The sequence below is a fragment of the Enterobacter sp. 148H3 genome (assembly GCF_034107425.1).
GTDB lineage: Bacteria > Pseudomonadota > Gammaproteobacteria > Enterobacterales > Enterobacteriaceae > Enterobacter > Enterobacter vonholyi.
Genome location: NZ_JAWNEI010000005.1, coordinates 125,333 through 140,177, shown reverse-complemented (window position 1 = coordinate 140,177; position 14,845 = coordinate 125,333). Strand labels below are relative to the sequence as shown.

General features: G+C 57.7%; 14 protein-coding genes. 6 read left to right on the top strand and 8 right to left on the bottom strand.

Translation table 11 applies throughout. The features are described from left to right. Positions 1–64: 64 nt before the first annotated feature. Entirely contained in the window at positions 65–934 is an 870-nt protein-coding gene (robA, locus tag USH94_RS09240) for an MDR efflux pump AcrAB transcriptional activator RobA (RefSeq protein WP_111964082.1), read from the top strand. On the opposite strand, the gene gpmB is transcribed toward robA, so the two are convergent. Then, a complete protein-coding gene (gene gpmB / locus USH94_RS09235) occupies positions 931–1,578 on the bottom strand; it encodes a 2,3-diphosphoglycerate-dependent phosphoglycerate mutase GpmB (RefSeq protein ID WP_111964083.1) in 648 nt (215 codons plus the stop codon). The two genes, robA and gpmB, sit on opposite strands and share 4 nt — an antisense overlap. Before the next feature lie 50 nt (positions 1,579–1,628). Here gpmB and yjjX point away from each other — a divergent pair, with 50 nt between their 5' ends. Then, the gene (yjjX, locus tag USH94_RS09230) at positions 1,629–2,144 is read left to right on the top strand and encodes an inosine/xanthosine triphosphatase (RefSeq protein ID WP_048961786.1); all 516 of its coding nucleotides are present in this window, start codon (positions 1,629–1,631) and stop codon (positions 2,142–2,144) included. Here the strand turns inward: yjjX and trpR are convergent. Both trpR and sltY read right to left on the bottom strand, forming a co-directional pair. Next, positions 2,141–2,467 carry a trp operon repressor gene (trpR, locus tag USH94_RS09225; RefSeq protein ID WP_021240574.1) on the bottom strand — a complete coding sequence of 109 codons (327 nt, stop codon included), beginning with the start codon at positions 2,465–2,467 and terminating at the stop codon, positions 2,141–2,143. The two genes, yjjX and trpR, sit on opposite strands and share 4 nt — an antisense overlap. Before the next feature lie 55 nt (positions 2,468–2,522). Then, positions 2,523–4,460, bottom strand: coding sequence for a murein transglycosylase (gene sltY, locus USH94_RS09220; RefSeq protein WP_111964084.1), 1,938 nt, complete (start codon positions 4,458–4,460; stop codon positions 2,523–2,525). A gap of 227 nt (positions 4,461–4,687) precedes the next feature. Between sltY and ettA the strand changes: the two genes are divergently transcribed. Further along, positions 4,688–6,355 carry an energy-dependent translational throttle protein EttA gene (ettA, locus tag USH94_RS09215; RefSeq protein WP_003856515.1) on the top strand — a complete coding sequence of 556 codons (1,668 nt, stop codon included), beginning with the start codon at positions 4,688–4,690 and terminating at the stop codon, positions 6,353–6,355. Positions 6,356–6,483: 128 nt separating this feature from the next. Here the strand turns inward: ettA and USH94_RS09210 are convergent, their stop codons facing one another. Beyond that, positions 6,484–7,383 (bottom strand): LysR family transcriptional regulator, encoded by a 900-nt coding sequence (locus tag USH94_RS09210; RefSeq protein ID WP_111964085.1) that lies wholly within the window; start codon positions 7,381–7,383, stop codon positions 6,484–6,486. A gap of 108 nt (positions 7,384–7,491) precedes the next feature. Between USH94_RS09210 and USH94_RS09205 the strand changes: the two genes are divergently transcribed. Beyond that, entirely contained in the window at positions 7,492–8,493 is a 1,002-nt protein-coding gene (locus tag USH94_RS09205) for a zinc-binding alcohol dehydrogenase family protein (RefSeq protein ID WP_111964086.1), read from the top strand. Between the two features lie 54 nt (positions 8,494–8,547). Here the strand turns inward: USH94_RS09205 and nadR are convergent, their stop codons facing one another. Genes nadR through serB form a run of 3 tightly spaced genes read right to left on the bottom strand, consistent with a single transcriptional unit; the run spans position 8,548 to position 12,181 of the window. Then, on the bottom strand, positions 8,548–9,780 hold the full coding sequence (gene nadR, locus USH94_RS09200) for a multifunctional transcriptional regulator/nicotinamide-nucleotide adenylyltransferase/ribosylnicotinamide kinase NadR (RefSeq protein WP_006810194.1): 1,233 nt from the start codon (positions 9,778–9,780) through the stop codon (positions 8,548–8,550). A 35-nt stretch (positions 9,781–9,815) separates the two neighbouring features. Continuing rightward, on the bottom strand, positions 9,816–11,201 hold the full coding sequence (gene radA, locus USH94_RS09195) for a DNA repair protein RadA (RefSeq protein WP_014068810.1): 1,386 nt from the start codon (positions 11,199–11,201) through the stop codon (positions 9,816–9,818). 11 nt (positions 11,202–11,212) lie between these two features. After that, entirely contained in the window at positions 11,213–12,181 is a 969-nt protein-coding gene (gene serB / locus USH94_RS09190; protein WP_111964087.1) for a phosphoserine phosphatase, read from the bottom strand. Positions 12,182–12,298: 117 nt separating this feature from the next. On the opposite strand from serB, the gene USH94_RS09185 reads away from it, so the two are divergent. Both USH94_RS09185 and lplA read left to right on the top strand, forming a co-directional pair. Continuing rightward, a complete protein-coding gene (locus tag USH94_RS09185; RefSeq protein WP_032643995.1) occupies positions 12,299–12,943 on the top strand; it encodes a YtjB family periplasmic protein in 645 nt (214 codons plus the stop codon). 39 nt (positions 12,944–12,982) lie between these two features. Beyond that, complete coding sequence (lplA, locus tag USH94_RS09180; protein ID WP_111964088.1) at positions 12,983–13,999, top strand: lipoate--protein ligase LplA; 1,017 nt, start codon at positions 12,983–12,985, stop codon at positions 13,997–13,999. 62 nt (positions 14,000–14,061) lie between these two features. Here lplA and deoD read toward each other — a convergent pair whose 3' ends face one another. After that, positions 14,062–14,784: a purine-nucleoside phosphorylase gene (deoD, locus tag USH94_RS09175; protein WP_032643987.1), complete on the bottom strand. Its 723-nt coding sequence runs from the start codon at positions 14,782–14,784 to the stop codon at positions 14,062–14,064. Between the last annotated feature and the right edge of the window lie 61 nt (positions 14,785–14,845).

Below are 14,845 nucleotides of genomic sequence, written 5' to 3'. Positions count from 1 at the left end.
AAAAAATGCTATTATCCGCTAACCTGTTATCAGGCACCTGCTGTTTTAAGGATGAGGATAGTATATGGATCAGGCTGGAATTATTCGTGACCTGCTCACCTGGCTGGAAGGTCATCTCGATCAGCCTTTGTCACTGGATCATGTGGCGGCTAAAGCAGGCTATTCCAAGTGGCATCTGCAAAGGATGTTCAAGGATGTCACCGGTCATGCTATCGGGGCCTATATTCGCGCACGTCGTTTATCAAAATCTGCTGTAGCATTGCGCCTCACCGCGCGGCCGATTCTGGATATTGCCCTGCAATATCGTTTCGATTCACAGCAGACATTCACCCGCGCCTTTAAAAAACAGTTCTTGTTGACGCCAGCGCTTTATCGTCGCTCGCCTGACTGGAGCTCGTTTGGCATGCGTCCGCCGCTGCGTCTGGGCGAGTTCGCAATGCCGAAGTACGACATTATTACACTGCCGGAAACCCATCTGATCGGCACGACTCAGAGCTACTCCTGTTCACTGGAGCAGATTTCTGAGTTCCGACATCAGATGCGCGTCCAGTTCTGGCGCGACTTCCTGAGCCACGCGCCGGCGATCCCGCCTATCCTGTATGGCCTCAACGAAACGCACCCAAGCCAGGAAAAAGACGACGAGCAGGAGGTGTTCTACACCACCGCGCTGACGCCAGAGATGGCCAACGGGTATATTCAGGGTTCGAAGCCTGTCGTGCTGGAAGGCGGCGAGTATGTGATGTTCGCCTATGAAGGACTGGGAACGGGGGTACAGGAGTTTATCCTGACCGTTTACGGTACCTGCATGCCAATGCTGAATCTGAATCGCCGTAAAGGTCAGGACATTGAGCGCTACTACCCGGCGCAGGATGCCAAACCGGAAGAAGGCCCAATTAATCTGCGTATGGAATTTTTGATTCCAATACGTCGTTAACGCTGCAGTTCGTCAAGCGCAGGGGCATCGAGATGCGAAATGTCCCCTGCCATCTCCACGACCCAACCTGACGCCAGCCACGCGCTTTCCTGATAATCAATTCGGGAAATGGAGCAGTTACGCAGACGCAAACGGCGCTCAGCGTAAGCCGGTAATCCCAGAATGGTGCTCACCAGGCATCCCAACGCAATCCCATGACTCACCAGCAGCGGACGGCTTCCCGCCGGAAGCTTCAGGCATTCCGCCAGTGCGGCATGCATACGGACGCTGAGCTCCTGCATGGATTCGCCCTCAGGAATACGGCCATCTTCGGTACCGTTCACCAGCGTGCGGCGCCAGCCCTCTTCCATTTCCGTCAGCGTATCGATATGCCGTTTTTCCAGCACGCCCATATCCAGCTCGCGCAGGCGCGGCTCCAGCATGACGTCACAGCCGCAGGCGTCTGCAATGATGCGCGCCGTCTGCTGTGTGCGACCTAAATCGCTGGTAATGACGTGGGTAATGCCCAGCGTTCGGGCGCGTTCTGCCACCTGCCACGCTTGCTGCACGCCCTTCTCTGTAAGAGGACTGTCTGACTGGCCTTGAATACGTCGCTCGGCGTTCCACTGCGTTTCACCGTGGCGAACAAGGTATACCTGTAACATGCTTTTTTTCCGTTATACTGCGATGAGTTTTTTTTGAATCGAGCTTAATTATGCACCATGTTGTCTCTGCTACCACTAATCCTGCCAAAATTCAGGCAATTCTAAGGGCATTTGAAGAGATCTTCGGCGCAGGATCCTGCCATATTGAAGCCATCGGCGTCGAGAGTGGCGTTCCTGAACAGCCGTTTGGCAGCGAGGAAACGCGCGCTGGAGCACGAAACCGCGTAGCAAATGCCAGGGCTGCGGCACCGGATGCGGACTTTTGGGTGGCAATTGAAGCCGGTATCGACGAAGGCGCAACCTTTAGCTGGGTGGTGATCGAAAGCCGTGAACAGCGCGGTGAAGCGCGTTCAGCCACCCTGCCGCTGCCGGAGATTATTCTGGAAAAAGTCCGCGCGGGTGAAGCGCTCGGGCCGGTGATGTCGCAGTACACCGGCATTGATGAGATTGGCCGTAAAGAAGGGGCGATTGGCGTCTTTACCGCAGGCGCGCTGACGCGTTCAGGTGTTTATCATCAGGCGGTGATCCTGGCGTTAAGCCCGTTCCATAACGCGATTTATCGCTAAGCGTTTTTCAATAGCACCGCTTCCAGCCACTGGCGCAGCTCAACGGGCGCCGACTTCAGGCTGTTCGATCCGCGGGTAATCGTTGCGATGCCCGCGCCGAGCTCATTTTTCAGTTCGCGCTGGCTCATCTCACCGCGCAGCAACTCTTCGATGATCCGCACGCGCGTGCCCAGCGCCTCGCGCTCGTCCGGCGTGAGCATCAGCTGCATAAGGGGTAAATGCAAATCCTGTTCGTAAGACTGGCGAAGCAGCTCCACAAAACGAAGCCACTCCTGATGACGTTGTTCGGCCATTGCCGAGGAATACGGGGAATGCTGGGTCATGTTATGCTGCCTCTTGTACTCTTTAGCGAGTACAGCATAACACAACCCGCGCCGATCAGTAACGTCTCTGCCACTCGGCATCACTCATCAGGGTATCTTTCTGCCCCATGAAGTAGCGATAGTAGGCGTCATAGGCCAGCACGTTCTTCACATAGCCGCGCGTTTCCGAGAACGGGATGCTCTCGACAAACGCCACGGCGTCAATGCGTCCGGCGCTGTTGCCGAGCCAGGTACGCACGCGACCCGGCCCCGCGTTATACGCCGCCGACGCGAAGATGCGGTTATTGCCGAACTGCTGATACACGTACTGCAGGTAGCTGGTACCGATGTTGATGTTGGTATCCGGATCCAGAAGCTGTGACGGGCTGCTGTAGCCAGGAATATTAAACATCTTCACCGTGTGCGTCGCCGTGCCCGGCATAATCTGCATCAGGCCGCTGGCGCCCACCGGGGAACGGACTTTCGGGTTCCATGCGCTCTCCTGACGGGCAATTGCCATCGCGTAGCTTTGCGGGATATCTTTGCCGCTGGTGTAGCGATCAAACAGATCCTTGTAAGCCAGCGGGAAACGCTCTTCGAGATGATCCCAAAGCTTACCGGCGATCGTCGCCTGCACGCTCAGATCCCACCAGTGGTTATCAAAAGCATAGCGGGCAAGCTGGGCTTTCTCGTCGGTGCTGCGGCTGGTCACCAGATTCGCCCACTCGCTGCGCGCGGTATTATCCATATTCCAGTACATCAGCTCGCGCACGCGCGCCATTTCTGGCCCCTGCGTCAGCGCCGGGTTCGCGTTAGCGGGCGCTTTATCAATGCGGAAGGTGTACTCCTCGCCCAGGCGCTGCGCGGCTGCCATCGGGTAGAACCCGCGCTGCTGCATCAGCGTATGGAGAATTTCTTTGGCCTCGTCATCACGACCGCGCTCCATCAGCAGATCGGCCTGCCAGTAGCGCCATTCGTCCTTCTCTTTAGCCTCCATAGGCAACCGCGCAAGCCAGGTATTCAGCCCACGGCGATCTCCCGTACCCAGCGCCATGCGCACGCGACGTTCCACCAGAGACGTGGAGTTCGAACGCATAATGGCATCGTCACGCCAGCGCGCCTGTTCATCGGTCACATCCGTGCCCATCAGTCGCCACGCCACGATATCGCGCAGCTCCTGGGTTTGTTCCTCATTAAGCTGCTGCGCCTGCACCAGCTGCGGGATCATCAGCCGCGCGTTTTCCACATCGTCACGCGCCACGCTGGCAAAGGCCACCGCCGCCATCTGGCGGGTAAAATCGGTCGCGCCCGTACTGCGGGCAAAGGTCAGCACGCTGTTGGGATCGTTAGCCAGCGAGATAACCGCGGTGGAGATCGTCTGGTAATCGGACGGCATCTGCCCCGCCAGCGTGGTCACCAGACGCGTATTGCCGGCTTTCATCGCCAGACGGATGCGCTCAAGGTAGGACAGCGGATCCTGATTGCCGGATGCGCGCCACGCGCCGAACAGGGAATCACAGGCGTTCGGCTGGTTTTTCCCGGTCAGCCAGAGCTCTTTCGCCCCGGCCCAGGCCTCTTCCTGCTGGCCGGTCGCCCATTTCGCGTAGTAGTAGTTACACTGCGCTTCGGTGGTATTCGGCTTTTCAGGGCTAAACGCCAGCAGTCCGCGCCAGTCTTCGCGTCGCGCCAGTTCGTTCACAAATCGAGACTGGAGATTTCGGGCAGGCGGCAGGGTCGGGTTCGCCTGAATGAAGTTATTCACAGTAACGGTGGGTTGATTCATGAGATCGTCCGTAATTTGACGATACTCCAGATACGGATACAGCGGATAATCCTTTAGCGTCGGCATCAGCGCCTGCACGGTATCCATCTGCTTGTTGTCCCACGCCTGTTTAATCTGGGCGTAGCGGTTGCGTTGTTCATCCAGTGAATCGGCATGCACCGCCTGGCTTACCGCCATTACGCATACGCTGGCAGCCAGCAGACGCCAGACCACCCGTTTGGCTTTTTCCACAAGCTCTTCCTCATTGTTTTTTCGTCAATTGCAGCGTCTTGCCACGTCAAAGTCTAATTAACTTATGCTAACCAGGCATCCTTCAACGCGCCACGTCATGGACACTTTTTTACCTTTCTTGCGCGTTTTAACACTCCCGACGTTCCTGGCTGGGATTAGGACGTGAAAAAGGCTACACTTCGAGGCTGAAATTCCTTCTCATTACGATAAAAGAGGCGAAGTCCAACGTGGCTCAATTCGTTTATACCATGCATCGTGTCGGCAAAGTTGTCCCGCCGAAACGTCATATTCTTAAAAATATCTCGCTGAGCTTCTTCCCGGGCGCAAAAATCGGTGTTCTGGGTCTCAACGGTGCCGGTAAGTCCACCCTGCTGCGCATCATGGCCGGCATTGATACAGACATCGAAGGTGAAGCCCGTCCGCAGCCTGGCATCAAGATTGGCTACCTGCCGCAGGAACCTCAGCTGAACCCGGAACACACCGTGCGCGAATCCGTTGAAGAAGCGGTATCCGAAGTGGTTAACGCCCTGAAAGGTCTCGATGAAGTGTATGCCAAATACGCCGAGCCGGATGCGGACTTCGACAAGCTGGCTGCACAGCAGGGCAAGTATGAAGAGATTATCCAGGCGCACGACGGTCACAACCTGAACGTGCAGCTGGAGCGCGCGGCGGATGCCCTGCGTCTGCCGGACTGGGATGCGAAAATCGCGAACCTCTCCGGTGGTGAACGTCGCCGCGTGGCGCTGTGCCGCCTGCTGCTGGAAAAACCAGATATGCTGTTGCTCGACGAACCAACCAACCACCTGGATGCGGAATCCGTGGCGTGGCTGGAGCGCTTCCTGCACGACTTCGAAGGCACCGTTGTGGCGATTACCCACGACCGTTACTTCCTCGACAACGTCGCCGGCTGGATCCTGGAGCTGGACCGCGGTGAAGGTATTCCGTGGGAAGGCAACTACTCCTCCTGGCTGGAGCAAAAAGATCAGCGTCTGGCTCAGGAAGCTTCTCAGGAAGCGGCGCGTCGTAAGTCTATCGAGAAAGAGCTGGAGTGGGTTCGTCAGGGCGCGAAAGGCCGTCAGTCTAAGGGCAAAGCCCGTCTGGCACGCTTTGAAGAGCTGAACAACACCGAATACCAGAAACGTAACGAAACCAACGAACTGTTTATTCCACCTGGAGCACGTCTGGGGGATAAAGTGGTTGAAGTGACCAACCTGCGTAAGTCTTACGGCGACCGCGTGCTGATCGACGACCTGACCTTCTCCGTACCGAAAGGCGCTATCGTGGGCATCATCGGTCCGAACGGCGCGGGTAAATCGACCCTGTTCCGCATGATGTCCGGTCAGGAACAGCCTGACAGCGGCTCTATCACCCTGGGTGAAACCGTGAAGCTGGCCTCCGTTGACCAGTTCCGTGACGCGATGGACAACAGCAAAACCGTGTGGGAAGAAGTGTCCGGCGGTCTGGATATTATGCGCATCGGCAACACCGAGATGCCAAGCCGCGCCTACGTTGGTCGCTTTAACTTCAAAGGCACCGATCAGGGCAAACGCGTGGGCGAGCTGTCCGGCGGTGAGCGCGGTCGTCTGCACCTGGCGAAGCTGCTGCAGGTGGGCGGTAACGTACTGCTGCTCGATGAACCAACAAACGACCTGGATATCGAAACCCTGCGCGCGCTGGAAAACGCCCTGCTGGAGTTCCCGGGCTGCGCGATGGTTATCTCGCACGACCGCTGGTTCCTCGACCGTATCGCGACCCACATTCTGGACTATCAGGATGAAGGTAAAGTGGAGTTCTTTGAAGGTAACTTCACCGAATACGAAGAGTACAAGAAACGCACGCTGGGCGCCGACGCGCTGGAGCCGAAGCGTATTAAGTACAAGCGTATTGCGAAATAAAAGCAAAACGGCAACTTGGGTTGCCGTTTTTTATGGTTGTTACCTCTCCCTTTGGGAGAGGGCCAGGGTGAGGGCATCAGGCCGCACAGTGTGTAGGCCGGGTAAGGCGAAGCCGCCACCCGGCTTTTTTATTTGCCCACGTAATACCGCTTCACCTCGTCAAACTGCATCGCAAACTCGATATAGCTCATCAGCGCGGGCGAATTCAGCTTGCGGCTCGGGTAGGCCAGCCAGAGGTCGTTGCCTTCAACGTTCCACTCCGGCAGCACCTGCACCAGCGCGCCCTTTTCAACCTTATCTTCCAGCAAAAATGCAGGAAGCAGCGTGATCCCCGCCCCGGCCATCGCGCACTCGCGGGCGTACACCAGATTATCGGTCATATGCGCGTTATCCGGCAGGTAGCGGTAATCCTCATTCTCGCTTCGCAGAAGCCACTCCGACCATGCTCTGTGCGTAATGCTGCGATGCTCCACCAGCTGACGGGGATGCGTTAGCGGCGCCCGGCGCGCCAGATAGTCCGGCGAGGCCAGCATGTAGCGCGGACAATGCCCGATCATTCGGCCAATCAGGGAGGAGTCCTGCGGCTTGCCGGTACGCAGCGCCACGTCAAAGCCGGACTCGACCAGATCCACCACATCATCAGAGATCGACACGTCCAGCGAAACCTCAGGATAGCGAAGCTGGAACTCGGCATTCATATGCGCCAGCAGCGTCGCGCCAATCCCAGCCGGACAGGTGATGCGCAGCCGCCCGCTCGGGTTTTCGCGCAGGCGCTGAATGGCATACTCCGCCCGCTCGCTGGCCGCCAGCATTTCGCGGCAGTGCACCAGATAGTGCTCGCCCGCAAACGTCAGGTTCAGCCTGCGCGTGGTGCGGTTCAGCAGGCGGATACCCACCTGCTGCTCCAGCTGGCTAATTCGCTGGCTGACGCTGGATTTAGGTAGTTCTGCTTTCTGGGCTGCCGCGGTAAAGCTGCCCATCTCCGCCACCAGCGCAAAAAGCGCCATATCCTGCAGCTGTTTAAACATGATTGTTCATCCTGTACGAACGCTGAGTTCTTGATTGTCCATCTTATCATGCAGCTGGCCACTTAATAGACTAGCCTCAACAAAACGCATGCCATTGAGGAGCACACCATGTCAGTTAAAGCGATTGCCGTTAACCCAGAAAATCCCGCCTCGTTCATTGAAATCACCCCGCCGATGCCGCATCCCGGCGAGCACGATCTGCTGGTGGAGGTGAAAGCCGTCTCCGTTAACCCGGTCGATACCAAAGTCCATGCGGGCATTGCCAAAAACGGGCTGAACGAGCCGCGCATTCTCGGGTGGGATGCAAGCGGGATCGTCAAAGCCGTTGGGGCGGGCGTCACCGGATTCAAACCGGGAGATGAAGTGTGGTACGCGGGCGACATCACCCGCCCGGGCAGCAACACCACGCATCAGCTGATTGATGCGCGCATTGTCGGGCGCAAGCCTGCAAGCCTCGGCTGGGCGGCTGCCGCTGCACTGCCGTTGACAGCACTCACCGCGTGGGAAGGCCTGTTTGAACGACTGAACATTCAGGATGCCGGCGCGGACAAAACCCTGCTGATCATTGGCGGCGCGGGCGGGGTGGGATCGCTGGCGATCCCGTTTGCGAAGCACAACAGCAAGGTGAAGATCGTCGCAACCGCGTCCCGCGAAGATTCCGCCCGGTGGTGCCGCGATCGCGGTGCAGATGTGGTGGTGAACTACCGCGATCTGAAAGGCGAACTGGCGAAACACGGGCTCAAATTTGTGGATTACATTTTCATCCTCAACGACACCGACGGGCACTGGGATGCGGTCAGCGAACTGATTGCCCCACAGGGGCATATCTGTTCCATCGTCGAGAATGAACGTCCGCTGAATCAGGACAAGCTGAAATCCAAATCCGCCGCCCTGCACTGGGAATTTATGTACACCCGCAGCATGTTCCAGACCGCGGATATGGCGCGTCAGGGTGAGATCCTCAATGAGGTGGCGAAGCTGGTAGATAATGGCGTGGTGGAAAGCTCACTGAGTGAAACGCTGCACGGTCTGAGCGTGGAGAGCATTACCGAGGCGCACCGTAAGGTGCTGGACGGGCATATGCGCGGGAAAGTGGTGGTTGAGTATTGAGCGGCCTGATGCCCTCACCCCGGCCCTCTCCCACAGGGAGAGGGAGGTTAACGCTTACCCCTGCTCCCCCATCATCTCCTTCACCAGCTCGACGCAGCGCAGGAAGCGGGAGTCATAATCCGACTCTTCCACGTGCACAAACTCAACGTTGTTTTCGTTGAGCATCTCCACCAGCATGGACTGGAATTCACGCCTGTCCACGGAGCTGCCGAGGCTGCGCATGCCGTCGGCCACCCACGGGGTGTTGTTTTCCAGCAGGATCACCAGGTCAAAGCGATATTCGTCAATCAGCGCCTGCACGAACGGGTGCTCGCGCCCTTCGTATTTTTTACAGAACGCCTGAGTGGTGACGAAATCGGTATCGATAAACGCCACCTTGTTGGCATATTTCACTGCGAAATCAATGTACTGAGCGTGACCGAGCGCGATTTTGTCATAGTCGGAATACTGCAGCGCCATCTCGTCGCCGCCCAGGTGCGAGAAGACATAATCGCGGCCGTACTCCCATGCGCTGGTGGTATTGAAGATATTCGCCAGCTTGTTGACCAGCGTTGATTTACCGCTCGACTCGCCGCCCAGGATCGCGACGGTGCGCACAAAGAACGGCTTCACCTCGGTTGGGATGTAGTCCCAGTAGCGGAACGGATTTTCGCGGATCTGCGCCCCGCTGATGTTCATGAAGGTGCGTTTCGGATCGATCAGCACCGTCTCGATGCCCAGATGCTCGCGGAACTGCGGCGCATCGGACTCTTCAGAGGTGTAGATCCAGTTAGGCGCAATGCCCTTCTCTTCCATAAACGCTTTGATGCCGTTGCTCCACACGTCCCAGCCGTGCGGGTACGGCTCCATGCCCTCTTCGTTAAAGGCATGAATGCGAATGTTTTTCTGGTACTTGAAGGTCTGAAGCAGCCAGCGCAGGCGGTCCGGCACGGTCGGCTGCTGCGACATGGCGCTGTCCTCAAACAGCTGGCGATCGCGGGTTTCATCGTAGCCCATGATGATGTGCAGCTCGTCAACCTGGCTACAGGCTCGCTGGATCAGATAGATATGCCCGGTATGCAGCGGGTAAAACTTGCCGAACACCACGCCGATGTTCTTTTGCATACGCGGGAATTCCAGCCCCAGAAAGCGGTGCAGCGCTTCCAGCTTCTGCGCACTGGGGCTTTTGATTTTGGCGTTCAGCAGCTGGCTCAGGTAGCCCTTAGTCATGCCGCTGGCGTCCGCCACCTGCTGCAGCGTGCAGCCCTTCTGGCGGATAGCGGTCTTGATGTAGTCAAATGATGACATAAATTACGGTGCCTCCTGCAAAATCGAATACGTAATTATAAGTCGTCAAAGACATTTAACGCATCTGCGAGTTTCTTCACGCCGAAAACCTGCATCCCTTCCGGGATTTTTTTCGGCACGTTAGCAGCGGGAACGATAGCCCGGCGGAAACCGTGTTTTGCCGCCTCGGAGATACGCTCCTGGCCGCTGGGCACCGGACGGATTTCCCCGGCAAGGCCCACCTCGCCGAAGACGACCAGATCCTGCGGCAGCGGTCTGTCGCGCAGGCTTGAGACCATCGCCAGCAGCAGCGCCAGGTCTGCGCTGGTCTCAGTGACTTTCACGCCACCCACCACGTTAACGAAAACGTCCTGATCCGCCATCTGCAGCCCACCGTGACGGTGCAGCACCGCCAGCAGGATCGCCAGACGGTTCTGTTCCAGACCGACCGCCACGCGCCGCGGGTTGCCCATCATCGACACGTCCACCAGCGCCTGAATTTCGACGAGCAGCGGGCGCGTGCCTTCCCACAGCACCATCACCGAACTGCCGGAGGTGATTTCATCTCCCCGACTCAGGAAGATCGCCGACGGGTTACTGACTTCGCGCAGCCCCTGCTCGGTCATGGCAAACACGCCTAACTCGTTCACCGCCCCAAAGCGGTTTTTATGGCTGCGCAGAGTACGGAAGCGGGAGTCCGCGTCGCCGTCGAGCATGACGGAGCAGTCGATACAGTGTTCAAGCACCTTCGGTCCCGCCAGCGAGCCGTCTTTGGTCACGTGGCCGACCATCACAATCGCCACGCCGCGCGTTTTGGCAAAGCGCGTCAAGTAGGCCGCCGTTTCACGCACCTGCGCCACGCTGCCCGGCGAGGACTGAATGTCAGCCATGTGCATCACCTGGATGGAGTCGATCACCATCAGCTTCGGCTGCTCTTCTTCGGCAATCATGCAGATCTGCTCGATGCTGGTTTCGGAGAGCATGTTCAGATTGCCGGTCGGCAGGCCCAGACGGTGCGCGCGCATCGCCACCTGCTGCAGTGATTCTTCGCCCGTAACGTACAGGGTTTTCATCTGTTCGGCGAGCTTGCAGAGCGTTTGCAGCAGCAGGGTCGATTTACCCGCGCCCGGGTTACCGCCGATCAAAATGGCGCTCCCCGGCACCACGCCGCCGCCGAGCACGCGGTCAAACTCTTTGAACCCGGTGGAGAAGCGCGGCAGCTCTTCGAGGCTGATGTCCGAAAGTTTTTGCACCTTCGCCACGCCCGCATTGCCCGCATATCCGCTCAGGCGTTCATTGCGCGCCACGCTCGGCGAAGCCGCCACACCACGCACTTCGGTGATGGTGTTCCAGGCATGACAGGCGCTGCATTGCCCCTGCCAGCGCGGATAATCCGCACCACATTCATTACAGACAAATGCGCGTTTTGGAGCTTTCGCCACGGTTTACCTCTTTATTTCTGATTAAGGCTGCCGGAGAGAATGCAGAACACCCCCATCAGGTCAGCGTGACGGATAGTGACTTCCGTCTTTTCATTCACTTTTGGCTTGGCGTGGTAGGCAATGCCCAGGCCGGCCGCTTTGATCATCGGCAGATCGTTCGCGCCGTCCCCGATAGCGACGGTCTGGATAACCGGAATTTCATATTTTTCCGCCAGACGCGTCAGCGTATTGGCTTTGTACTGGGCATCAACAATATCGCCGATCACCTGGCCGGTCAGCTTGCCGTCCATGATCTCCAGCTCATTGGCCACCACGGTGGTCAGATGCAGTTTCTCCCGCAGATAATCCGCGAAGAAGGTGAAGCCACCTGAGGCGATTGCCACCTTCCAGCCGAGGGACTGCAGCTTCAGCACCAGCTGCGTCAGCCCAGGCATCAGCGGCAGTACGTCGCGTACCTGGCGCAGAATGTTGGCATCGGCCCCTTTCAGGGTCGCCACGCGCTGGCGCAGGCTGGCGGTGAAGTCCAGCTCGCCGCGCATCGCACGTTCGGTGACTTCCGCCACCAGCTCGCCGCTGCCCGCCAGCTTCGCAATCTCGTCAATACACTCGATCTGAATGGCGGTTGAGTCCATGTCCATCACCAGCAGGCCCGGGGTTTTCAGGTGCGGAATTTTGCCCAGCGGCGCGACGTCCAGCCCGGCGTCATGCGCCAGACGCGTTGCGCGCTGCGTCAGGGAACCCGCCAGGCGAATAACCTGGTAGTCTTCCACGCACCAGGCGGCGACGATGACCATTGCCGCACCGAGCTTGCTTTGATACTGGGTCAGGCGTTGCTTATCCAGACCGCGTCCGTAGAGGAGCCAGCCGCTACGACCGGCGTGGTAATCCAGAGGCATCACCTCATCGCCACTTAAAGAGAGCGGCAATCCTGGCCATAAAGAGACATCCGTTGGCAGGTCACACCAGGTAATGTTCGGCATTAAAGCTCCTGTAATTTCGTTCGCGCCGGAAGGTTGCAGAGGGAAAATAACGCATGAGGCTACCCTGTAACCATCACTTCTGGCAACATTAAGCCGTAAATTTTCAGCAGGTGGAATATGGCTCGCGCAAAACTGAAATTCCGGCTTCATCGCGCCGTGATTGTCCTTTCCTGTCTCGCACTCTTAGTGGTGCTGATGCAGGGGGCATCGTGGTTTAGCCAGAATCATCAACGGCAACGCAACCCGCAGTTTGAGGAGCTGGCCCGCACGCTGGCGCGCCAGGTGACGCTCAACGTCGCACCGTCCATGCGTACCGAAACGCCGGACGATAAGCGGATAGGCCAGGTTTTACGCCTGCTCACGGAGAATAGCCGCATTCTTGATGCTGGCGTCTATGATGAGCAAGGCAACCTGATTGCCCGCGCGGGCGAGCACGTCGACGTGCGCGACAGGCTGGCGCTGGACGGGAAAAAAGCCGGGGGCTACTTTAACCAGCAGATTGTCGAACCTATTCAGGGGAAGAATGGCCCGCTGGGCTATCTGCGCCTGACCCTCGATACCCACACCCTGCCTACTGAAGCCAAACAGGTCGATAATACCACCAATATTCTGCGCCTGATGCTGCTGCTTTCACTCGCCATCGGCGTTGTGCTGGCGCGCACCCTGCTTCGCGGCAAGCGCTCGCGATGGCAGCAATCACCGTTCCTGCTGACCGCCAGCAGATCCGTTCCCGAAGACGAAGAGAGCGAGAAGAAAGAATAGTGATAAAGTAGGCGAACGATTCGGAAAAGGAACTTTGCCATGACGACGTTACGCCTGCTTATCTCTGACTCTTACGATCCCTGGTTTAATCTCGCGGTAGAAGAGTGCATTTTCCGCCAGATGCCTGCCACCCAGCGCGTACTGTTTCTCTGGCGTAACGCCGATACGGTGGTCATTGGCCGTGCGCAAAACCCGTGGAAAGAGTGTAATACGCGGCGTATGGAAGAGGATAACGTCCGCCTCGCGCGCCGGAGCAGCGGCGGTGGCGCGGTCTTTCACGATCTGGGCAATACCTGCTTTACCTTTATGGCGGGAAAACCGGAATACGACAAAACCATCTCAACTTCGATTGTCCTCAATGCGCTGAATTCACTCGGCGTGACGGCTGAAGCCTCCGGACGTAACGATCTGGTGGTGAAAACCCCCGACGGGGATCGCAAGGTGTCCGGCTCCGCCTACCGCGAAACGATGGATCGCGGGTTCCACCACGGCACCCTGTTGCTGAATGCCGATCTCAGCCGTCTGGCTAACTACCTGAACCCCGACAAGAAAAAGCTCCAGGCCAAAGGGATTACTTCCGTGCGCGGCCGCGTGGCGAATCTGGTGGAGCTGCTGCCGGGGATTACGCACGAGCAGATTTGCGACGCGATTCGTGAAGCGTTCTTTGAACATTACGGCGAGCGCGTGGAAGCAGAAGTGATCTCCCCAGACAAAATCCCGGATCTGCCCAACTTCGCAGAAACCTTCGCCCGCCAGAGCAGCTGGGAGTGGAACTTCGGTCAGGCTCCTGCGTTTTCCCATCTGCTGGACGAGCGTTTTACCTGGGGCGGCGTGGAATTGCACTTTGACGTGGAGAAGGGCCACATTACCCGTACGCAGGTCTTTACCGATAGTCTCAATCCGGCACCATTAGAGGCGCTGGCGGCACGTTTGCAGGGCTGTTTGTACAGGGCGGATATGCTGCAGCAGGAATGCGACGCGTTGATTGGGGATTTCCCTGAGCAGGAGAAAGAGTTAAGGGATTTGTCAGCATGGATTGCGCAGGCCGTGCGCTAGGTGCGGTCTGGTGCCCTCCCCCCCAGCCCTCTCCCACAGGGAGAGGGAGGGAAGAGACTGAATTACGCTTTATCGCCCAGCAGAACGGATTCCAGCGCGATTTTGATCATGTCGTTGAAGGTAGTCTGACGCTCGGCAGCGGTGGTCTGCTCGTGGGTACGGATGTGGTCAGACACGGTACAGATGGTCAGCGCTTTCGCACCAAACTCAGCCGCGACGCCGTAGATACCCGCCGCTTCCATTTCCACGCCCAGAATGCCGTATTTCTCCATCACGTCGAACATCTCGCCGCCGTCCGGTGCATAGAACAGGTCCGCAGAGAAGATGTTACCCACGCGCGCTTCAACGCCCAGCGCTTTTGCTGCGTCAACCGCATCGCGCACCATGCCGAAGTCAGCAATCGCTGCGAAGTCATGGTCTTTGAAACGCATACGGTTAACTTTGGAATCGGTGCAGGCACCCATACCGATAACGATGTCGCGCAGCTTAACGTCCATGCGCACCGCGCCACAGGAGCCAACGCGGATAATTTTCTTCACGCCGAAATCGGTGATCAGCTCTTTAGTGTAGATAGAGCAGGATGGGATACCCATACCGTGGCCCATAACGGAAATTTTGCGGCCTTTATAGGTACCGGTGAAGCCCAGCATGCCGCGAACGTTGTTCACTTCACGCACGTCTTCCAGGAAGGTTTCTGCAATGTGCTTCGCGCGCAGCGGGTCGCCCGGCATCAATACGACGTCAGCGAAATCACCCATTTCTGCATTAATGTGAGGAGTTGCCATCTTCAGTTCCTTTAACATTGTTTATTCTTTTCACCCTCTCCCGCAGGGAGAGGGCTGGGGT